Origin of the sequence: Promicromonospora sp. Marseille-Q5078 (assembly GCF_050315395.1) — a bacterium.
Lineage (GTDB): Bacteria > Actinomycetota > Actinomycetes > Actinomycetales > Cellulomonadaceae > Isoptericola.
Genome location: NZ_JBNPQG010000001.1, coordinates 961,966 through 982,079, shown reverse-complemented (window position 1 = coordinate 982,079; position 20,114 = coordinate 961,966). Strand labels below are relative to the sequence as shown.

At 73.6% G+C, this 20,114-nt stretch carries 12 protein-coding genes; 4 read left to right on the top strand and 8 right to left on the bottom strand.

Annotated features, from left to right (window positions below; translation table 11 throughout):
* Positions 1-32 precede the first annotated feature (32 nt).
* Entirely contained in the window at positions 33-2,339 is a 2,307-nt protein-coding gene (locus tag ACQFYA_RS04480; RefSeq protein ID WP_499121829.1) for an LLM class flavin-dependent oxidoreductase, read from the bottom strand.
* A gap of 112 nt (positions 2,340-2,451) precedes the next feature.
* On the opposite strand from ACQFYA_RS04480, the gene ACQFYA_RS04475 reads away from it, so the two are divergent.
* Positions 2,452-2,958, top strand: a complete 507-nt coding sequence (locus ACQFYA_RS04475; RefSeq protein WP_499121827.1) for a MarR family winged helix-turn-helix transcriptional regulator — start codon at positions 2,452-2,454, stop codon at positions 2,956-2,958.
* A gap of 91 nt (positions 2,959-3,049) precedes the next feature.
* Here ACQFYA_RS04475 and ACQFYA_RS04470 read toward each other — a convergent pair whose 3' ends face one another.
* Genes ACQFYA_RS04470 through ACQFYA_RS04460 form a run of 3 tightly spaced genes read right to left on the bottom strand, consistent with a single transcriptional unit; the run spans position 3,050 to position 6,258 of the window.
* Positions 3,050-4,381, bottom strand: a complete 1,332-nt coding sequence (locus tag ACQFYA_RS04470; RefSeq protein ID WP_499121826.1) for an ABC transporter substrate-binding protein — start codon at positions 4,379-4,381, stop codon at positions 3,050-3,052.
* Positions 4,382-4,409: 28 nt separating this feature from the next.
* Entirely contained in the window at positions 4,410-5,342 is a 933-nt protein-coding gene (locus ACQFYA_RS04465) for a carbohydrate ABC transporter permease (protein WP_499121825.1), read from the bottom strand.
* Entirely contained in the window at positions 5,335-6,258 is a 924-nt protein-coding gene (locus ACQFYA_RS04460; protein WP_499121824.1) for a carbohydrate ABC transporter permease, read from the bottom strand. Before ACQFYA_RS04460 ends, ACQFYA_RS04465 begins: the two co-directional genes overlap by 8 nt.
* A 174-nt stretch (positions 6,259-6,432) precedes the next feature.
* Here ACQFYA_RS04460 and ACQFYA_RS04455 point away from each other — a divergent pair, with 174 nt between their 5' ends.
* The 3 genes from ACQFYA_RS04455 (at position 6,433) to ACQFYA_RS04445 (ending at position 11,144) form a co-directional block, all read left to right on the top strand.
* Positions 6,433-8,394, top strand: coding sequence for a DUF6807 family protein (locus tag ACQFYA_RS04455; protein WP_499121823.1), 1,962 nt, complete (start codon positions 6,433-6,435; stop codon positions 8,392-8,394).
* A gap of 55 nt (positions 8,395-8,449) precedes the next feature.
* Positions 8,450-9,607, top strand: a complete 1,158-nt coding sequence (locus ACQFYA_RS04450; RefSeq protein WP_499121822.1) for a Gfo/Idh/MocA family protein — start codon at positions 8,450-8,452, stop codon at positions 9,605-9,607.
* Between the two features lie 73 nt (positions 9,608-9,680).
* Positions 9,681-11,144 carry a pectate lyase family protein gene (locus ACQFYA_RS04445; protein ID WP_499121821.1) on the top strand — a complete coding sequence of 488 codons (1,464 nt, stop codon included), beginning with the start codon at positions 9,681-9,683 and terminating at the stop codon, positions 11,142-11,144.
* A 135-nt stretch (positions 11,145-11,279) separates the two neighbouring features.
* Here the strand turns inward: ACQFYA_RS04445 and ACQFYA_RS04440 are convergent, their stop codons facing one another.
* The 4 genes from ACQFYA_RS04440 to ACQFYA_RS04425 form a co-directional block, all read right to left on the bottom strand.
* Positions 11,280-12,647 carry a Gfo/Idh/MocA family protein gene (locus ACQFYA_RS04440; protein ID WP_499121820.1) on the bottom strand — a complete coding sequence of 456 codons (1,368 nt, stop codon included), beginning with the start codon at positions 12,645-12,647 and terminating at the stop codon, positions 11,280-11,282.
* A 182-nt stretch (positions 12,648-12,829) separates the two neighbouring features.
* Positions 12,830-13,876 carry a beta-ketoacyl-ACP synthase III gene (locus tag ACQFYA_RS04435; protein ID WP_499121819.1) on the bottom strand — a complete coding sequence of 349 codons (1,047 nt, stop codon included), beginning with the start codon at positions 13,874-13,876 and terminating at the stop codon, positions 12,830-12,832.
* 103 nt (positions 13,877-13,979) lie between these two features.
* Complete coding sequence (locus ACQFYA_RS04430; RefSeq protein ID WP_499121818.1) at positions 13,980-18,935, bottom strand: rhamnogalacturonan lyase family protein; 4,956 nt, start codon at positions 18,933-18,935, stop codon at positions 13,980-13,982.
* A gap of 318 nt (positions 18,936-19,253) precedes the next feature.
* Complete coding sequence (locus ACQFYA_RS04425) at positions 19,254-19,958, bottom strand: FadR/GntR family transcriptional regulator (RefSeq protein WP_499121817.1); 705 nt, start codon at positions 19,956-19,958, stop codon at positions 19,254-19,256.
* Positions 19,959-20,114: the final 156 nt, after the last annotated feature.

The window sequence follows — 20,114 nt, the reverse complement described above, 5'->3', positions numbered from 1 at the left end:
GTCGACCGGCTCGACCAGCGACGTCGACAGGCTCAACCAGCGGCGGGCGGGACGGGGAAGTTGGCGCGGAACACGTTGTCCGGGTCCCAGTCGCGCTTCACCTCGCGCAGGCGGGTGAGCGTCGGCTCGGGGAAGGCGTCGGTGATCCGCTCGGGGCGGGTGTCCGTGTCGAACGACAGGTACAGCCCGTCCGTCGACGGCGCCATGATCGCGTCCCAGGCGGCGTCGAGCCGGTCCTGCGAGGACGACATCGCGGACAGCAGGAAGTTCTGGTGCCGGTGGGCGTACGCCGTCGCCCCCTCCTCGACGTCGTTCCCCGCGCCGCCGGTCGCGCGGACCTGCAGGAAGTACGCCTCCCCCGACAGCGCGAGCTTCTCGAACGCCCGGGCCGTCGCGGTGTCCAGGTGCGCGACCAGGCCGGAGCGCACGGCCGGGTCGCCGCCGCCCTGGTGGTGCTTCTCCCCCGCCTGCACCACCCCCGCGTACGGCAGCAGGTACGCCTGGTGGCCGAGCAGCGGCCCGGTGCCGGCGAGCCGTTCGAGCTGCTCGACGGCGGCGTCGGTGTCGTCGCCCGCCCAGACGGTCATGAGCTGGGCGACGGGGCCCTGGTCGTCGCTGCCGTCGGCGAGCCGTCCGCGGCGCCCGGGCGACAGGATGAGGAAGCTCGTCAGCTCGCGCGGCGCCGACTCGACGACGCCGCCCCAGCGCTCCAGCACGCCGGCGACGTCCGTCGCGTCCAGGGTCATCTGCGAGAACACGACGTTCCCCTGCGCGTTGCCGAGCTCCATCGCCTCGATCTCGACCCACGTCACGACGCCCAGGTTGCCGCCCGCGCCGCGCAGCCCCCAGAACAGGTCGGGGTGCTCGTCGGCCGACGCGCGCACCACGCGCCCGTCGGCGGTGACGACCTCCGCCGCGACGACGTGGTCGATCGTCAGGCCGTAGGTGCGGCCGAGGAAGCCGACGCCACCCGCCGTGGCGAGGCCGCCCACGCCGACCCCGCCCGAGTCGCCGGAGCTGATCGCCCAGCCGCGCGGCGCGAGCGCCTCGGCGACGCGGCCCCACGTGGCACCGACGCCGACCCGCACGCGCCGGGTCGCCTCGTCGACCACCTCGACGGCGTCGAGCGCGCCGAGGTCGACGACGATGCCGCCGTCGTTGGTCGACCGTCCGCTGATGCCGTGCCCGCCCGACCGCACGCCGAGCGGCACGTCCTGCGACCGGGCGAACCGCACGGCCTCCGCGACCTGCCCGGCGTCGCGCGGCCGCAGCACCAGGCCCGGCGCGCCGGAGCGCAGGTAGTTGTGGCGGACGGTGTCGTACGCGCGGTCGCCGGGCTCGACGGCCGTCGCCGCGAGCGCGCTCGGCACCGCACCGTAGTCGATGCCCGGGCGGCGCAGCGCGATCGCCCGCCCGCCGCGCTGCGTGGCGGCGGGGGCGGTGCCCGACGACGCGCGCTCGCGCGCCACCAGCTCGCGCACCGCGGGCGCGACCTCCTGGCCGTAGACCTGGATGAGGTTCGGGTCGTCGGCGGCCAGGATCACCGTGCCGATGCCGTCCTCCAGCGCCAGCGCGGCCAGCTCGTCCACCCACTGCTCGACGGGGCCCTGCAGGAAGCCGCCGGGCTGCGCGGTGAGCGCGCCCTGCACGTTGAGCAGGCGCCGGATCTCCGCCGGGTGCCGCCCCGCCTCCTGCGCCGCCTCGTCGATGATCGCGTGCCCGCGCTGCAGGTCGCCGTCCTTGAGGTAGGCCAGCGACGGGAGCCAGCCGTCCGCCTTGCGGGCGATGAGCCGCAGCATGCGGGGCTTGAGCGCGCCGAGCCAGATCGGGACGTCGTGCGCCGGCTCCGGCCCGCGCTTGGCGCCCGACACGCGGTGGTGCGTGCCATCGACGCGCAGCGCCCGGCGCTCCCGGCCGTCCCAGATGCCCCGGATGATGTCGAGCGCCTCGTCCAGCGCGTCCACGGACTCGCCCGGGGTCAGGCGCGTGCCGCCCATCGCGACGATCGGGTCCCAGAACCCGCCCGCGCCCAGGCCCAGGGCGGCCCGCCCGCCCGAGAGCAGGTCGAGCGACGCGACGGCGCGCGCCAGCACGGCCGGCGGCCGCAGCGGCAGGTTGAGCACGTTGCCCGCGACGGTGACGCGCTCGGTCTGCGCGGCCACCCACGACAGCAGCGTCCAGGTGTCCAGGAACCCCGGCTGGTACGGGTGGTCCTGGAACGTCACCAGGTCCAGCCCGGCCGCCTCCGTGACCTGCGCGAGCTGCACCGGCGCCTGCGGGTCGCGGTTCGTGGGGGTGAGGAACGTGCCGAAGACCAGGTCGTGGCCGTAGTCCGTCATGCGGGGCCTTTCGCGGGGAGGTCCGCTCCCGGCGAGCGGGAGATCGTCTGTCGTGCAGACGATATCAGCGGCAACTCTTCTGACCGAACGCACATTCCCCTACGATGGCGGGATGAGCACCACGACGGACCCGACGAGCCCCTCGCGCACGGACGCCCCGTCGCCGCTGGGCTGGTCGCTCGCCGCGCTCCTGCGCGAGTGGAGCGCGCACGTGGCCGCCGCCTGCGCCGACGTGCCGCACGGTGGGCGCGGCTACGAGGTGCTCGCCGCCGTCACCCACGACGCCCCGCCCACCCAGGCGGCGCTCGCCGCACGGCTCGGCATCGACCGCACGGTGATGACCTACCTGCTCGACGAGCTCGCCGGCTGCGGCCTCGTCGAGCGCCAGCCGGACCCGGCCGACCGGCGCGCGCGCCGCATCGTGGTGACCGACCACGGCCGCGTCGTCCTCGCCGACCTCGATGCGCGCGTGCGCACCGCCGAGGACGAGCTGCTCGCCGGGCTGCACGACGCCGAGCGCGACGCGCTCCGCCACCTCCTCGTGCGGGCCGCGACCGGTGCCGCGCCGGGCGACGACCGCTGCGCCGTCGTCGCGCGCGTCGTCGACCCCGCGGACTGAGGCCGCCGCCGCCCGAACCCTTCGAGAACGGGATCTGTCGCGCCACCGTGGCCGGTGACGCGACAGATCCCGTGCTGGAAGGCTGGCCGGGTCAGCTGCCGATCGCGGCGCCGACGTCCTGGAGGAACGCGTCGGCGGCCTCGTCCGGCGTCATGCGCTCGAACAGCACCTCGGTGTTGATGCGGATCATGATGTCCTGGATCTCGTTCGCGCCGTTCGGCGGCACCGCCGGGTTGTCGACGATGTCGTCCTCCAGGTCGGCCATGAAGTCCGCGACCTTCTGGTCCGCGTCCGTGAGGTCGGGGAGGATCGCCTCGCGCACCGACGTGTTGGCCGGCAGGCCGCGGTCGGTGAGCTGGAGCTTCGCGACCTCCGGGTCGTTGAGCAGGAAGTCGACGAGCTTGGCCGACTCCTCCGGGTGCTCGCTCTTGGCCGAGACGGAGTAGTACATGGCGGGCTTGAAGTACATGCCGGTGCGGTCGAACTCCGACTCGCCGGGCAGCCGCAGCAGCTCCAGGTCGTGGCCGGAGGCGTCGGAGAGCGCCCCGAGCTGGTTGGACCACCACACGCCCATCGCGCCGGCGTTGGTGCCCAGCAGCGAGCCCTCGGGCCCGGCGTTCTGGTACTCCACCGAGCGGGACGCGTCGGGCTGACCGCCGTTGGCCATGAGGTCCAGCGACGTCTGGAAGAACTCGGCGACCGTCTCCTTCGACACGCCGAGCGTGCCGTCCGCGTTGTAGAGCGTCTCGCCCTTCTGCCGCGCGAGGACGTTGAGCCCGGCCTCGTTGAAGCCGTAGTCCTGGGCCCCCCACACGCCGTCGCCGGCGCCCTTCGCGATCTTCCCGGCGATGTCGACGTAGTCGTCCCACGTCCAGGTCGTGTCGTCCGGCACCTCCACGCCCGCGTCGGCGAAGATCTGCGGGTCGGCGACCATCGCATAGGCGTTCACGCCCGTCGGGATGCCGACGAGGCTGCCGTCCACCTCCCCCGTGCTGAGGACGTCGTCCGCGATCTCGGAGGTGTCGATGTCCAGGTCGCCGAGGTCGGCGATGACGCCGCGCGACGCGTAGTCGGACAGGTACCGCTCCTCCTGTGTGATGACGTCCGGGGTGTCGCCGCCCGCCGTGGCGGTGGCGAGCTTGTCCCAGTAGCCGTCCCAGTCCGTGTAGTCCGGCACCACCGTGATGCCGGGGTTCTTCTCCTCGAACAGGTCGATGATCTGCTGGGTGGTCTTGTGCCGGTCGTCCGACCCCCACCAGGAGAAGCGGATCTCGACGTTCCCGCCGTCGCCGCCCCCCTCGTCGGCCGGCACGATGCCGGAGTCGCCGCCGGAGCAGGCGGTGAGGGCGAGGGCCCCCGCGGCGGTGAGGGCGACGAGCGCGGCGCCGCGGCGCCGCGTCTCCCGGATGGCTGGGACTCGCATGAGGTTCTCCTTCGAACGACGGTTGCGACTACTTGATGCCGGTGGTGGCGATGCCCTTGACGAGGTACTTCTGGCCGAACAGGAAGACGAGGAAGACGGGGATCAGCGAGACGATCGACATCGCGAACAGCGGACCCCACGAGCTGTTGCTCGTCGCGTCCACGAAGGTGCGCAGGGCGATGGGGACGGTGTACATGTCCGGCTTCGTCAGGAAGATGAGCTGGCTGAAGAAGTCGTTCCACGTCCAGATGAACGTGAAGATCGCGGTGGTGGCGAGGGCCGGCAGCGACAGCGGCAGCATGATCCGCAGGAAGATGCGCCCGTGCCCGCACCCGTCGAGCCGGGCGGCCTCGTCCAGGTCCTTCGGGATGCCCCGGAAGAACTGCACCATGAGGAAGACGAAGAACGCGTCGGTGGCCAGCAGCTTCGGCACGATCAGCGGCAGGAACGTGTTGATCCACGACAGCGACGAGAACAGGATGTACTGCGGCACGATGATCACGTGGATCGGCAGCATGATCGACATGAGCATGACGGCGAACCACACGTTGCGGCCCCGGAACTTCAGCCGGGCGAACGCGTAGGCCGCCATCGAGCAGGAGATCAGGTTCCCCAGCACCGAGCCGAGCACGACGATCGCCGAGTTCATCAGGTAGTGGCCGAACGGGTTCAGCAGCGCGTTCCACCCGTCCGTGTAGTTGCCGAAGTCCCACTCGGTGGGGATCAGGCCCGGCTCGCGGAAGATCAGCTCGGTCGGCTTGAACGAGCTCGCCAGCATCCACAGCAGCGGGTAGAGCATGACCAGGCCGAACGCGATCAGCGCGACGTGGCGGAGCACGCGGCGCACCACGGCGCCGGTCCGGCGGCGGGGCGGCCGGTCGGGGTAGGACGCCGCCACCTCGGACAGCGTGGGGCGCGGGGCAGCGGGACGCGCGTCGGTGCGCGCGGGAGCGTCAGTCATCGTAGAAGACCCAGAACTTGGAGGCGAGGAAGTTCACGGCGGTCATGCCCGCCACGACGAGCAGCAGGAACCACGCCATCGCCGACGCATACCCCATCTGGTAGGAGCCGAAGCCCTTCTCGTAGAGGTAGAGCGTGTAGAAGAGCGTGGAGTCCACCGGGCCGCCCGTGCCGCCGCTGACGATGAACGCCTGCGTGAACGACTGGAACGCGCCGATGAGCTGGAGCACCAGGTTGAAGAAGATGATCGGCGTGAGCAGCGGCAGCGTGATGCTCCGGAACCGGCGCCACTTCCCCGCCCCGTCGATCGACGCGGCCTCGTAGTACATGGCCGGGACCTGCCGCAGGCCGGCCAGGAAGATCACCATCGGCGCGCCGAAGGTCCAGACGTTGAGCACCATGAGCGTGCCGAGCGCGTAGTCGGGGTGCGACACCCAGCCCACGCCCTCGATGCCGACGTAGCCGAGCACCTGGTTGACGAGGCCGTCGGCGCCGAACACCTTGCGCCACAGGATGGCGATCGCGACGCTGCCGCCCAGCAGCGACGGCAGGTAGTAGACCGACCGGTAGAACGCCAGGCCGCGCAGCCCCTTGTCGAGCACGACGGCGAGCGCGAGGGCGGCGGCGAGCTGGAGCGGCACCGAGACCAGCACGTAGGTGAAGGTCACCTTGAGGGCCTGGAAGAACCGCGGGTCGTCGAACATCCGCGTGTAGTTCTCGAGCCCGATCCAGCCCGGCGCCTCGAGCAGGCTGTAGTCCGTGAAGGACAGGTAGAGGGACGCGACGAGCGGGAACGCGGTGACGAGGATCAGCCCGACGAACCACGGGGCGAGGAAGACCGCCGCCGCCCTGCCGTCGCCCTTGCGCCGTTCCTTGGCCGCGCCGCGCGTGCGGGCGACCTCCTGGATCACCGCCATCGCGGCACCTCGCCGATCGGCGTGCTGCTGAGCCTCATCGCCGGCCTCCCGATCCTCGTCGACCTGCGGCCCCGGGCGACGTCGCCCGGAAACCGGTTGCTTCTCGGGAACGTACCACGGCAGGAACCGGTTTCCAATGGTGTACCGTCGGCTCGTGAGCCCGAGGAGGCATCGATGCCTGACGTGAACCTCCGGCGACCGTCCGTGACCATCGCGGACGTCGCCGCCGCCGCTGGCGTCTCGCGCGCCACGGTCTCCCGCGTGATGAACGGTCGCAGCACCGTCGACCCGGGCATCGCCGCCCGCGTGCAGGAGGCGGCGATCGACCTGAACTACCGCCCCAGCAACGTGGCGCGCAGCCTGTCGCTGGGCCGCACGGAGACCGTCGCGCTCGTCGTGCCCGACCTCGGCAACCCGGTCTTCCAGCAGATCCTGCGCGGCGTCACCTCCGCCGCCGCCGAGGACGGCTACCGGGTGCTCGTGGCCGACGCCGCCGAGGACCCGTCCGAGGAGGCGGCCATCGCGCGCGAGGCCCGGATGCGCTGCGACGCGCTGATCCTGGTCGCGCCGCGCATGCCGGGCACCGCGCTCGACGCCCTGCTGCCGCTGGTGTCCCCGGCCGCCGTGATCAACCGCGAGGTCGACCACGCGGCCACGCCGAGCCTGGTCATCGACTACGCGGACGCCACCGTGCAGGTCGTCGAGCACCTGGTGGGGCTGGGGCACCACCGGCTCGCGTACCTCGCCGGCCCGCGCGCCGCCGCGACCGACGCGGCCCGGCGCACCGGGCTCGCGGCAGCCCGCGAGCGCCACCCGGACCTGGAGGTCGTCGAGCTCCCCGTGGGCGCCGACCTCGCCTCCGGGCACGCCGCCGCCGGCCAGGTGCTCGCGAGCCGCGCCACCGCCGTCGTCGCCTACAACGACCTCGTCGCGTTCGGCCTCCTGGCCGCGCTCAACGAGGCCGGCGTGGCCGTGCCCGGCGACATCTCGGTGGCCGGGTTCGACGACATCGACCTCGCCCGGTACGCGACGCCCGGGCTGACCACCGTGTCCGTGCCGCAGGCCGAGCTCGGCCGCCAGGCCTGGCGCGAGCTGCACGCCGTCATCGACGACGACGCGCACGCCGCCGCGACCACCCGGTTCACGGCGCGGCTCGAGGCGCGGTCCAGCACGGGCCCGGTGCCGCGCACGATCACGCGCGCCGTGGTCATCGAGCCCGCGCCCGTGCCGGCCCCGGAGGTCGACGACGTCGACCCGGGTCCCACGTGGTCGGTCGAGCCGCGCGAGGTGGTGCTGCGCCACACGCGCGACCGCGTGCCGCTGGCGCGGTACGTCGACGGCGAGCGGCTGCCCGCCATCCACTCGCCGCGGCCCTACCTGCACCCGGTGCACTCGCTCGCGGGCGTGCCGCTCACCGAGTCCGAGCCGGTGGACCACCGGCACCACTACGGCGTCAGCGTGGCGGTACCGGACGTCAACGGCACGAGCTTCTGGGGCGGCCGCACGTTCGTGGCCGACGTCGGGCCGACGCTGCTGCCCAACCACGGCCGGCAGGTGAGCACCCGGGCGGAGGTCGACCCGCTCGCCCCGCACGTGCTGCTCGACACCGTGCGCTGGGACGACGAGCACGGCAACCCGTTGCTCGACGAGCAGCGGCGGCTCGGCGCCCGCCTCCTGGGCGACGACGGCTGGGCGCTCGAGTGGCGCACCACGCTGCACGCGTCGCACGGCCCCCTGGAGATCCGCTCCCCCGCCACCAACGGCCGGCCGGGCGCCGGGTACGGCGGCGTGTTCTGGCGCGCGCCGATCTCGCAGAGCACGGTCGTGCTGTCCGAGGCGGGCGAGGGCGAGGAGCTGGCGCACGGCAGCACGTCGCCGTGGGTCGCGTACGTGCAGCAGCACCACGACCCGTACGCGCAGGACCGCCCGACGACGCTGCTGCTCGCGCAGACCTCGCCGGCACGGCACTGGTTCCTGCGCGCCGGCGAGTACCCCGGCGCCGGCCCCGCGCTGGCCTGGGACACGCCGCTCACCGTGCCCGCGGGCGGCACCGTCGAGACCGGGATCGTGGCCGCCCTCGTGGACCGCGCGCTCGACCTCGACGAGGCGGCCGCTCTGGCCACCGCCCTGCGCTGACCGGGTGGGACGCTCCCGTACGCCGCACACCACCGACGACCCGAACAGGACGACGATGACCGACCCGACCTCCGACGGCCTCGCCCCCCAGATCGCGGTGGTGGGCCTGCACGGCCACGGCGCCTCGCACGTGCGCCGCGTGCTCGAGATGCAGCGCACCGGCCGTGCGCGGCTGGCGGCCGTCGTCGACCCGCGGGAGCCGGGGCCGGGGCACGAGGCCCACGACGCCGGCGCCCCCTGGTACCCGACCCTCGGCGACCTGCTGTCCACCCCGTCGGCCCGAGTGGACGTCGTCGTGCTGAGCACCCCGATCCCGACCCACCTGCCGCTGGCCCGCGCCGCGATGGAGGCCGGCATCGACGTGCTGCTGGAGAAGCCCACGACGGCGTCCCTCGCGGAGCACACCGAGCTCGTGGCCGTGGCCGAGCGCACCGGCCGCCGCTGCCAGGTGGGGTTCCAGACGTTCGGCTCGCACGCCCTGCCTGCCGCGGCCGACCTGATCGCGCGCGGCGAGATCGGCGACGTGCTGGGCCTGGGCGCCGTCGGCACCTGGGTGCGCACGGCGGCCTACTGGAAGCGTGCCGCGTGGGCCGGGCGGCGACGCCTCGACGGGCGGGACGTGGTCGACGGCGTCGTCACCAACCCGCTGGCGCACGCCGTCGCGACCACCCTGCGCCTCGGCGGGGCCACCACCGCGCAGGACGTCACCTGGGTCGACGCCGACCTGTACCGCGCCAACCCGATCGAGGCCGACGACACGTCGTCGGTGCGGGTGCAGGACGCGGACGGGCGCCGCTACGGCTTCGGGCTCACGCTGTGCGCGCCCGAGCGCTCCCCCGCGCGCGTCGTCGTGCACGGCACCCGGGGCGAGCTCGTGCTGGAGTACGAGCACGACCGGCTGCTGCTGCGCACGGACGCCGCGCAGACGGCCAAGACCTACGGGCGCACGTCGCTGCTGGACGACCTGCTCGCCGCCCGCGTCGACGCCCGCCGCTCCCTGCTGTGCGACGTCCGCGACACCGGCGCGTTCATGCGGGTGCTCGAGGCCGTGCGCACCAGCGCCGACCCGGCGCCGATCGCGCCGGAGCTCGTCGACTGGCAGGGCGAGGGCGACGAGCGCCACCCCGTGGTCCGGGACGTCGAGCACTGGTGCGCCGAGGTCGCGCGCACGCAGCGCACGTTCGCCGAGCTCGGGGCGCCCTGGGTCTCCTGAACCGTCGCACCCTCCCCGGCCGACACCGACGTCGGCCGGGCATCGCACCGCCGGAACGAAGGAGTTTCGCACCATGCGTCACGACCCGCGTCAGCACGCGCGCCCTCGATCCCGGGCGGTGGCCGGCCTGGCCGCCGCCGCCCTCCTGGTCGCTGCCGGGGCCACGGCCGCCTCGGCCCACGGTGGGCACGGAGGGCACGGGCACCCCCCGCGTGCCGACCTCGGCCGCCAGGTCATCGCGCCGGGCGCCGACGGCTGGGCGTCGGTCGCCACCACCACCGCCCCCGAGGGCGTCGTGCGGGAGGCCGGACCGGTCACCGGCGGGGCGGCCGCCGCTCCGTCCGAGGTGTACGTCGTCGACACCTGGGCCGAGCTGCGCGACGCGCTCGGGGGCCGTCGTGGCGCCGACCTCGACGACGGCCGCGGGCTCGATGTGCCGCGCGTCGTCTACGTGCGCGGCACGATCGACGCCTTCACCGGCACCGGCGGCCGGGAGGTGACCTGTCAGGACCTCGCCGGCCGGGTGTCGGTCGCGGGGACGGGCGAGCCGTTCGCGATGGACGACTACGTCGCCGCCTACGACCCCGCGGTCTGGGGCACCGACGAGCCCGCCGGGCCGCTGGAGGACGCGCGCGCCGCGGCCGCCAGCGTCCAGGCGGCGCAGACGCAGGTGCACGTCGGGTCGAACGTGACGATCGTCGGGGTGGGCGACGACGCCCGGGTCGTGGGCGCCAACCTGCGGGTCCGGGACTCGCACAACGTCATCGTGCGCAACCTGACCCTCTCGGACGGCCGCGACTGCTTCCCGCAGTGGGACCCGACCGACGGCGAGGCCGGGAGCTGGAACTCCGCCTACGACAACCTGTCGGTCTGGACGTCCACCGGGGTGTGGGTGGACCACAACACGTTCGACGACGGCGAGCACCCGGCGTCGTCCCTGCCCGAGGTGTTCGGCCGGCCGTTCGAGATCCACGACGGCCTGCTCGACGTCACCCACGGCGGCGACCTGGTGACGGTGTCGTGGAACCGCTTCGAGTCGCACGACAAGACGATGATCATCGGCTCGTCCGACTCGCGGCTGCAGGATCGCGGGCAGCACCGCGTCACGATCCACCACAACCACTGGCAGGACATCGGACAGCGCGCGCCCCGGGTCCGGTTCGGCGACGTGCACGTGTACGACAACGCGTACGAGCAGTCGACGGCGTCGACGTTCCAGTACTTCTGGGGCGCGGGCAAGGAGTCGAGCCTGGTCGTGGAGAACAACGCCCTGCGCCTCGCGCGCGGCGTCGACCCCGCGCGGGCGGTGGGCGCCTACGGAGGCACGATGCTCCGCGAGACGGGCACGCTGGTCAACGGCCGTCCCGTGGACGTCGTCGGCGCCTTCGGCGCGACCGCCACGACGCCCCTCGCGGACGAGGCCCGCTGGACGCCGTCCGACCACTACCGGTACCGGCTGCTGCCCACCCGGGCCGTGCCCGCCGTCGTCGACGCCGGCGCCGGTGCGGGCGTGCTGCGCTCCAGCCTGCCCCGCTGACCGGGGACGCCGGTCGAGCCTCGCGCCCCGCCGGTCGAGCCCGTCGAGACCACCATCCGCTGGTTGAGCCTGTCGAAACCTGGTTTCGACAGGCTCAACCAGCGAGACGAAGGGCTCAACCGACGAGAGCAGATCTCACAGGTCGATGCCGAGGCCCAGGTCGTCGAGGCGCACGGGGTCGCCGGTGGCGAGCGACCGGTTGCCGGCGTAGCCGATGCCGGACGCGCGGAGCCCGTCGCGGAAGCCGGCGGCGCGGCCCAGCGGGTCGGCCTCGGTGCGGCCGCGGAAGACGTCGGACAGCAGCAGCGTGTCGCCGCCGCCGTGGCCGCCCGGGCCGACGGCGACGATGGGCCGCTCCTCGGCGCGCTCCCAGTGCTTCTGCACGACCAGCCGCTCGCCCTCCGGGCGGACCGTGTCCTCGCCGAACGTCGCGGTGAAGCTCGGGTCCACGGTCGCCTTGCCGTCGGCGCCGAAGACGACCGACCCGCGCTCGATCACCTCGAGCTCGGCGCGCCCGCGCGAGCCGTTGACGACCACCCGGTAGCCCTCCCAGGGCGCGCTGGCGGTCAGCGAGTAGGTCAGCACCGGGCCGCCCGCGTACTCGACGACGAGCCCGAGGGTGTCCTCGGTGGTGATGCCCGCGTCGAAGACGCTGCGGTCGCGGCGGTAGCCGTCCACGGCCTGCGCCTCGGGCCCGTACAGCTCGGCGAGGTACGGGTCGGCGGCGACGTCGATGCGCCACGGGTCCACGCCCTGCTCGTTCAGGGCCCGCTCCCCCGCCGTCGGCTCGTAGCCTCGGGAGTGCGCGGCGTCGTCACCGTAGAACCGGCGGCCCCCGGTGGCGAAGACCCGCTGCGGCACGGCGTCGATCCACCAGTTGACGAGGTCGAAGTGGTGGCTGGACTTGTGCACCAGCAGGCCGCCGTTGTTGACCTTCTCGCGGTGCCAGCGGCGGAAGTAGTCGGCGCCGTGCACGGTGTCGAGGGCCCAGTCGAAGTGGACGCTGAGCACCTGCCCGATCTCGCCGGACGCGATGACCTCGCGCAGCGCCGAGTTCCGGGGCGAGTACCGGTAGTTGAACGTCATCGTGAGGTCTCGCCCGGTCTCCGTGACGGCGTCCGCGATCTGCCGCGCCTCCGCCTCGGTGGCGGCGACGGGCTTCTCGACGACGACGTCGACCCCGGCGCGCAGCGCGCGGGAGACGAGGTCGGCGTGCGTGTTGTCCACGGAGGTCACCACGAGCCGGTCGACCCGCTGCTCGTCGAGCGCCTTCTCGAGGTGGTCCGGGTGGTAGACGGGCCGCTCCCCGCCGACCGCGGCAGCGACCTTCGCCTCGTGCACCGCGGCGCGCACCGGGTTCGGCTCCACCCACGCGACGATCTCGCCGTCGGCGGCGTGGTCCCCGATCAGGGCGTTGACGTACATCCCGGCGCGGTGACCGGTCCCGGCCACGGCGTAGCGCCGACGGTCCTGCCCGGTGGGGGCGGCGTGGACGGAGGGCATCATCGATCTCCTTGCGTGTCGCACGACGGCGACGTCGGGTAAGCGGTTTCCGACAGCCTACCCGCACCCCGCCGTCGCGCACCATCCCCGGACACCCCGGGCCGAGGTGGTCCGGTTCTCGCCGAGGTAGTGGTCTGGACCACTACCTCGGCGAGAACCGGACCACCTCGGCGGGGCGAGAACTACCTCGACGGGGTGAGGACGACCTGGCCCGCCCAGGTGAACCCGCCGCCGAACCCGAAGAGCAGGGCCGGCGTGTCCGCCGGGATCTTGCCCGCGTGCCACCACTTGGACAGCCCCATCGGGATGGAAGCGGCCGACGTGTTGCCGGACTCCGTGATGTCGGCGAGGACGACGCGGTCCTCGAGGCCCAGCGACTTGGCGAGCGGCTCGATGATCCGCAGGTTCGCCTGGTGCGCGGCGAGGACGCCGATGTCGTCGAGCGTGAGCCCCGAGGCCTCCACGATCCGGCGGGCGCGGTCGGCGGCGCGGGTGATGGCCCACTTGAAGACGGCGCGGCCGTCCTGGACGAACGTGCCCGACGGCTCCTCGATCACGACGGCCGGCGTGAGCTCCGGCTCGGAGCCCCAGACCACGGGGCCGACGGCGGGCGCGTCGGCGCCCTGCAGCACGGCGGCCCCGGCTCCGTCGGCGGTGAGGATGCAGGTGCTGCGGTCGGTCCAGTCGGTGACGGAGGTGAGCTTCTCCGCCCCGACGACGACGGCGGTGCGGGCGGACCCGGTGCGGATGGCCTGGTCGGCCACCCCCATCGCGTACGCGAACCCGGAGCACGCGGTGTTGAGGTCGATGACGGCGGGGCCCACGACGTTGCGCAGGTCGAGCTCGTCCTCGCCCTCGGGGGTGCTGGCACCCGGCTGCACGCCCGTGCGCAGGGCGTACGCGACGCGGCCCGCGGTGTTCGGCGAGCGGTCGACGGCAGTGGTCGTCGCGACGATCACGAGGTCGACGTCGGTGCCCGTGACGCCGGCGTCGTCGAGCGCGTGCCGGGCGGCCGCCGTCGCCATGTCCGCGACGGTGACGTCGTCGGCCGCGACGTGGCGCGTGACGATGCCGGTGCGCGAGCGGATCCACTCGTCGTTGGTCTCGACGAGCTGCGCGATGTCGTCGTTGGTCATGACCCGCTCGGGCTGGTGGTGCCCGAGGCCGACGATCCGGGAGCCGGCGACGCCGGCGGGCAGCTGGAGGGCGGGGGTGGTGGGCACGCTCATGCTGGGATCATCCCACCGACCCGACGGACCGCGGGCACCACGCCGCGATCCGGTCCCGCGGCCCGGCGACCGCCGTCGGTGACGACGGCCGCCGGGCGGGGGGCTACCGCCGCCAGTCGACGGCGAGCAGCGTGACCGGCCGGCTCGTGGCGGACCCGTGCCGGTTGGTCAGCACCGCCGTGTAGCGGTGCAGGCCGGGACGGATGCCCTCGAGGTCGATCGCGGCGGACTGCGCCTTCGGCGTCGCGTCGACGAGGTCCTGGGTCGCCACGACCTTGCCGTCCTGCAGCAGGGCCACGGCGTCGCCGTTCTGCCCCTTCCGGAGGGTGACCCGGAACGTGGCCTCCCCGCTGCCGAGGATCAGCCCGAGCTGGTCGGCCACGCCCACGGTGAGGGTCGGCCGCCCGGGTGCGGCCGTCGCCGGGCCGGGCACGCGGTCCGCGTCCGGCGCCTCGGCCGTGAATGCCAGGCGCGGCAGCGCCGGCGTCTCCATGCCCTCGCCCAGGTAGTACGACGTCTGGGGCGGCTGGTTGTACCCGGTGTTCTGCCACGCCACCGCGAGGCGGTACTGCGGGTCGGACATGAGGGTCCGCAGCCGCTCGTCCGTCGGGTCCACGGTGGTCGCGATCCGCAGGGCCGTCGAGTCGTCCGTGCGGGTCACGATCTCCTCGCGCCAGTCGCCGAACAGGTCCGCCTGCAGGCCCGGGTTGCCCTTGGTGTCGTTGTTCGACAGCGTGCCGTCGGCGCGGTAGAGCACCTCCGACTCCTCCGTCTCCCAGTTCCACTTCGAGACGGTCGGCACGCCCGTCCGGGTCGCCTCCGTCCAGTCGTGGTCGGTGATCTCGCGCAGGAGGTCGCCGTCCCACCAGGTGAGGAAGTTCGCCGCGGGGATCTTCTCGGCGATCAGCTCCCCCTGAGCGGACCTGAGCTGGCCGACCGGGGAGTTCCACGCGGCGTCGCCGCCGACGGCCCAGCCCTCGGCGCCGTCGTACCGCGGGTCGATGTCGGCCGACGCGGCCCGGCCCGTGTCCTTCGTGGCCGGGATCGACCACAGGACGTCGCCCGTGGCGGCGTCCCGGAACGTGGCCCCCAGGTTGCCCGACCTGCCCATGTCCTCGTGCGCGGAGAACACCTCGAGGCCGGGGCGGCTCGGGTCGAGGTCCGAGACGTGCTGCGCGTCGCCGTGGCCGAGCCCGGTGTTGTAGAGCGCCTCGCCGTCGTCGTCGATGGTCATCGAGCCGTAGACGAGCTCGTCCTTCTGGTCGCCGTCGACGTCCGCGACCTCCATGGCGTGGTTGCCCTGGCCGCGGTACTGGTCGCCCTTCTCGTCGGAGTCGAACACCCACCGCCGGGTGAGCTTCGTGCCGTCGAAGTCGTACGCCGCGATGACGGCGCGGGTGTAGTACCCGCGGCTGAAGATCGCGCTCGGGTGCTCGCCGTCGAGGTACGCGGTGGCGGCGAGGAACCGGTCGACGCGGTTGCCGTAGGTGTCGCCCCAGCTGCCGACGTCGCCGCGGGCCGGCGTGTAGTCGACCGTGTCGACCGCCGCGCCCGTCGCGCCGTCGAAGACCGTGAGGAACTCCGGCCCGGTGAGCACGTAGCCCGACGAGTTGCGGTAGTCGGCACGCGCGTCGCCGATGACGGTGCCCGCGCCGTCCACGGTGCCGTCGGCGGTCTTGGCCATCACCTCGGCCTTGCCGTCGCCGTCGTAGTCGAACACCTGGAACTGCGTGTAGTGCGCGCCGGCCCGGATGTTCTTGCCCAGGTCGATCCGCCACAGCCGCGTGCCGTCGAGCTCGTAGGCGTCGAGGTACACGCTGCCGGTGTACCCGCCCTGCGAGTTGTCCTTGGAGTTCGTCGGGTCCCACTTGACGATCAGCTCGTACTGCCCGTCGCCGTCGACGTCGCCCACGGACGTGTCGTTGGCCCGGTACGAGTACGGCTGGCCGTCCTTCGTGGAGGCGTCGGCGGGCTTGTCCAGCGGGACGTCGAGCGTCTGGTCGTCCCAGACGCCGAACTCGGCGGTGGCCCAACGCTCGATCCCGTCCCGCACCGTGGCGACCCGATAGGTCGAGCCGGCGGTGCCGTCCGGGTCGGCGAGGTTGGACGCGCCCGTCACGGGCTCGTCCGTGATCCGCTCGCCGTCCCGGTAGACGTGGAAGGCCACGTCGTCCGGGTCGTCGCCGAGCACGCGCCAGCCGACGTACACGCCGGCGGACCCGTCCGTGCCGGTCGCGACCGCCACCGGGGACCGGTCGAGGCGCTCGGCCTGGCGGGCCAGCTTCGTCGGCGCCGGGGACGTCACGGTCGCGGAGCGCTCCGAGACGCCGCCCGCGTTGACCGCGGCGACGGCGTACGTGTAGCCCACCGTCGTCAGGACGTCCTCGTCGACGTACGACGCGTCGGAGGCCCGGCCCAGCAGGGTCAGGTCGTCACCCGGCGCGGCGCGGTAGACGTGGTAGAACAGCGCGCCGTCCACCGGCTCCCAGCTCAGCGCGACCGAGTGCTTCGCGACGTCGCCCACGGCGAGGCCGGCGGGCGTGGCCGCGGTCTCGACGTCGGGGTCAACGGTCACCAGCTCGAGCTCGTTCGACGCGACCGACTCGCCGCCGGCAGCGTCGAGGGCCACCACCGTGTAGGTGTAGGTCAGGCCGACGTCCGCCGTCGTGTCGACGAACGACGTCTTGGTCACGTCCCCCACCGCCTCGGGCTCGTCGGCGCCCTCGGCCTGCCGGTACACGCGGTACCCGGCGACGTCCTGGGCGGCCCCCCAGCTCAGCGAGACCGCGACGTCGGAGCCGTCCACCTGGACGTCGTCCGCCACGAGGTCGCTCGGCGCGTACAGCAGCGGCGTGATCTCCAGGCCGTTGAGCCACCCGTCGGCCACGACGTCGAGCTTCCCGTCCGCGACGACGACGGGCTGGACCACCTTGGTCGCCAGGCTGCCCTTGCCGCCGTTCGACGAGCCGTAGTCGGTGCCCTCGAGGGTGGTGCCGAGCTTCGCGGTGCCGATCATGTCGCCCCAGTGCACCGTGACGGCGTAGGTGCCGTTCGGCACGTCGACGACGAACGGCGTGCTCTTGCCGGGCAGCAGGAAGTCGCGCAGCAGCGCGCTCGGCTTCGGGTCGAAGCCCTCGCCCCGGTCCCGCCCGCCCGGGACGGCGCCGGTGAACCCGTAGCCGCGCTCGGCGGTGTAGGTGGTGGTCGGGTCGACCGGGAGGTAGCCCTCCTGCGTGACACCCCCCGCGAGCTGCATGTCGAACCGGTACAGCGGCGCCTTCGTCGTCAGGCGCACCGCCGCGGACGGCGCGGAGTCGCCGCGGCCGTTGACCGCGACCACCCGCACGTCGTACGACGCGCCCTGCTCCAGGCCGGTGACGTCCGCCTGGGCGAGGGTGGACGTGGTCGCGAGCTCGTAGGCATCGTCGTCCGCGCCGGCAGGCTTGACCTGCACCTTGTAGATGTCGGCGCCGTCGACCGCCGTCCACGTCAGGCGGGCGCTCGAGCTGGACACGCTCCCCGCCACGACGCCCGCGGGCTGGTCCGGCACCTGCGCCGGGGGCGCGACGTCGACGACCTCGTCGGCCAGCGGCACGTCGAGGTCCTGCACGCCCTGGGCGACGAGGCGCGCCATCTGGATGGCCCCGTAGGTCTGGAAGTGGGTGTCGTCCTGGGTGCCGTTCGGCCGCCCGGCGTAGACGCCCGCGGGCACCCACAGGAAGACGGACTTCGCGGCCTCGGGGCCGACCTCGGTGAGGTACTCGCGGCTCGACGCGGACAGGTCGACGAGCGGCGTGCCCGTCTCGGCGGCGAGCTCGCTCGCCTGCTGCACGTACTCGGGGAACGAGACGTTCGCCCGGCCCGCGTCGTCGAAGCTCCGGCGGGACACCGGCGTCACGAGGATCGGCGTGGCGCCGCGCTGCTTCGCGCCCTCGACGAAGGTGCGCAGGTAGTTGCGGTAGTCGGCGGGGGCGGCGTACCGGTCGTCGACGCCGTAGGAGTTGTCGTTGTGGCCGAACTGGACGAACAGATAGTCGCCCGGGCGGATCTCGCGCAGCACCTCGTCGAGGCGGCCCTGGCTGATGAAGTTCTTCGACGAACGCCCGCCGATCGCGTGGTTGTCCACGGTTACGTCGTCCGAGACGAAGCGCTCGAGCATCTGCCCCCAGCCTGCCTGCGGGGCGTAGTCGTCGGTGTAGGACTGCACCGTCGAGTCGCCCGTGACGTAGGCGGTCGGCCGGTCCGCCGCCTCGCGCGGCGACTTCTGCGTGATCGTGAGGCCCGCGAGGTTGGCGGCGCTTCCGGCGAGGTCGAGGTTGAGCTGGCCGTCGACGAGCGCGATGTCGAAGCTCATCTCGAGGTACTGGCCCGCGGGCTTCTGCGTGGCCTGCACCTTCGCCATCTGCTCGGCCGTGACCGCGATGTCGGTGGCGCCCTCGGGGTCGCCCGCGACGAGGTCCACGGTGTAGTCGCCGTTCGGCAGGTCGATCACCAGCTCGGTGTCGCCCACCGTGACGAAGTCGGAGCGCAGCGCGTCGTCGCCGCCGCGGTCGGTCGCCGTGACGGCAGCGGGGTCCACGAACCCGAGGCGGCTCTGGGCCGTGTAGGCCGTCGTGGCGTCGACCGCGGTCGCGCCGCCGGCCGGCGCGCCGGAGCCGAGGTCGAGGCTCAGCACCCCGTCGTCCGGCAGCGTCGGGTCGGCGACCCCGTCGCCGACCAGCGTGCCGACGGCGGCGGCGGACGGCGTCGACAGCGTCCCGTCCTCGGCGATCGCCTGCGCGCGGTAGTAATGCACGGTCGTGGTGTCGACGTCGTCGGTGGTGTAGACGGTGCGCTCGTCGGTGCGCGCCACCTCGGCGTACTCGCCGTCCACGGCGTCGCTGCGGGTCAGCACGTAGCCGGCCGCGCCCTCCACCTCGTCCCACCGCATCGACAGCGCGCCGTCGACGGCGCGCGCCACGCGGACCGACGTCGGCGCGGCGACGTCGGCGGACGCCGTCGTGGCGGCGGGCAGGCCGGCGAGGACGAGCCCCGCGGTCGCGACGCCGGCCGCGAGCACGCGGCGCGACGGGAGAGCGGCACGTCGCCCGACAGGCTGGTTAGCGCTTTCCACCGATGGGCGCGCGGGTCTCTTCTCTGGCACGGATGCTCACCTCTGGGGTCTCTTCGTCGAGCCGCCCTCGGCCGCCGTCGTCGGCGCCGGGGTTGAATGGATTCAAGCAGGTGGTGCGCGACCATGATGCCCGCGACCCCCGACCCGCACAACCCCAGGTCGTGGCCCGAACCGCCCCGAGGTAGTCGAAATCTCGCCGAGGTAGTTCCACTCTCGACGCAGCACGAACTACCTCGGCGCGAACCGAACTACCTCGGCGTCACGTCAGACCCCGGCCTCGCGGGAGAAACCCTCGATGTGCGCCTTCACCGCGGCGGAGGCGGCCTCGGCGTCGCCGGCCGCGACGGCGTCGAGCACGGATCGGTGCTCCGCCCGCAGCCGGGCGGCGGTGCGCGGCCACGACGGCAGCCGCTCGATGCCGACGGCGACGTACCCGCCGATCGCCCCGCGCAGCCCGGTCATGACGGCCTCGACCAGCACGTTGCCGGCCAGCCGCACGAACTCCAGGTGGAAGGCCTGGTCGAGCTCGAGGAACTCGGCCGCGGGGACGTCGTCGTCCTCCATCCGGGCCAGGAGCCGACGCGCCTCCTCCAGGTGGGCGGCCGTGCCGGGCGCATGGTCGACCACCCTCCCGGCCGCCTGGGCCACGGCCCAGGACTCGAGGAGCACCCGGGTCGCGACGACGTCGCGCACGGGCAGCGTCCCGGTGGCCACGTGGAGGCGCACGGCGGCCCCCAGGCCCGCGGCCGGCCGGTCGATGACGACGGCGCCCGCGCTCGGGCCCGAGCCGACGCCGGGGCGCACGATGCCGAGCGCGTCGAGCACGCGGATCGCCTCGCGCACCGAGGGTCGCGAGACGCCCAGGTCCTCCGCGAGCGCCCGCTCGCCGGGCAGCCGCTCGCCGAGGCCCCAGCGGCCGGCGGCGATGCCCTCCTCGAGGTAGGCGAGGACTCGTTCGTGGGTGCGCACGGGCTCAGCGTAACGACCGTGGGGCGCAGTGGTCAGACCACATCCGCTACAGTGGCCGCTCGGCGCCCACCGCCGTGGCGTCGCCGACCCGTCCGGGTCATGCTGGACCGAGCCGACCTCGACCGCGCCGCAGCGGCAGCGCCGGCACCGAACGAG

Excerpts from the sequence above, each read along its gene's own strand:
- ACQFYA_RS04435 (WP_499121819.1), bottom strand. The coding sequence starts at position 13,876 with ATGAGCGTGCCCACCACCCCCGCCCTCCAGCTGCCCGCCGGCGTCGCC.
- ACQFYA_RS04465 (WP_499121825.1), bottom strand. The coding sequence starts at position 5,342 with ATGACTGACGCTCCCGCGCGCACCGACGCGCGTCCCGCTGCCCCGCGC.
- ACQFYA_RS04480 (WP_499121829.1), bottom strand. The coding sequence starts at position 2,339 with ATGACGGACTACGGCCACGACCTGGTCTTCGGCACGTTCCTCACCCCC.
- ACQFYA_RS04475 (WP_499121827.1), top strand. The coding sequence starts at position 2,452 with ATGAGCACCACGACGGACCCGACGAGCCCCTCGCGCACGGACGCCCCG.
- ACQFYA_RS04460 (WP_499121824.1), bottom strand. The coding sequence starts at position 6,258 with ATGGCGGTGATCCAGGAGGTCGCCCGCACGCGCGGCGCGGCCAAGGAA.
- ACQFYA_RS04440 (WP_499121820.1), bottom strand. The coding sequence starts at position 12,647 with ATGCCCTCCGTCCACGCCGCCCCCACCGGGCAGGACCGTCGGCGCTAC.
- ACQFYA_RS04455 (WP_499121823.1), top strand. The coding sequence starts at position 6,433 with ATGCCTGACGTGAACCTCCGGCGACCGTCCGTGACCATCGCGGACGTC.
- ACQFYA_RS04450 (WP_499121822.1), top strand. The coding sequence starts at position 8,450 with ATGACCGACCCGACCTCCGACGGCCTCGCCCCCCAGATCGCGGTGGTG.
- ACQFYA_RS04445 (WP_499121821.1), top strand. The coding sequence starts at position 9,681 with ATGCGTCACGACCCGCGTCAGCACGCGCGCCCTCGATCCCGGGCGGTG.
- ACQFYA_RS04470 (WP_499121826.1), bottom strand. The coding sequence starts at position 4,381 with ATGCGAGTCCCAGCCATCCGGGAGACGCGGCGCCGCGGCGCCGCGCTC.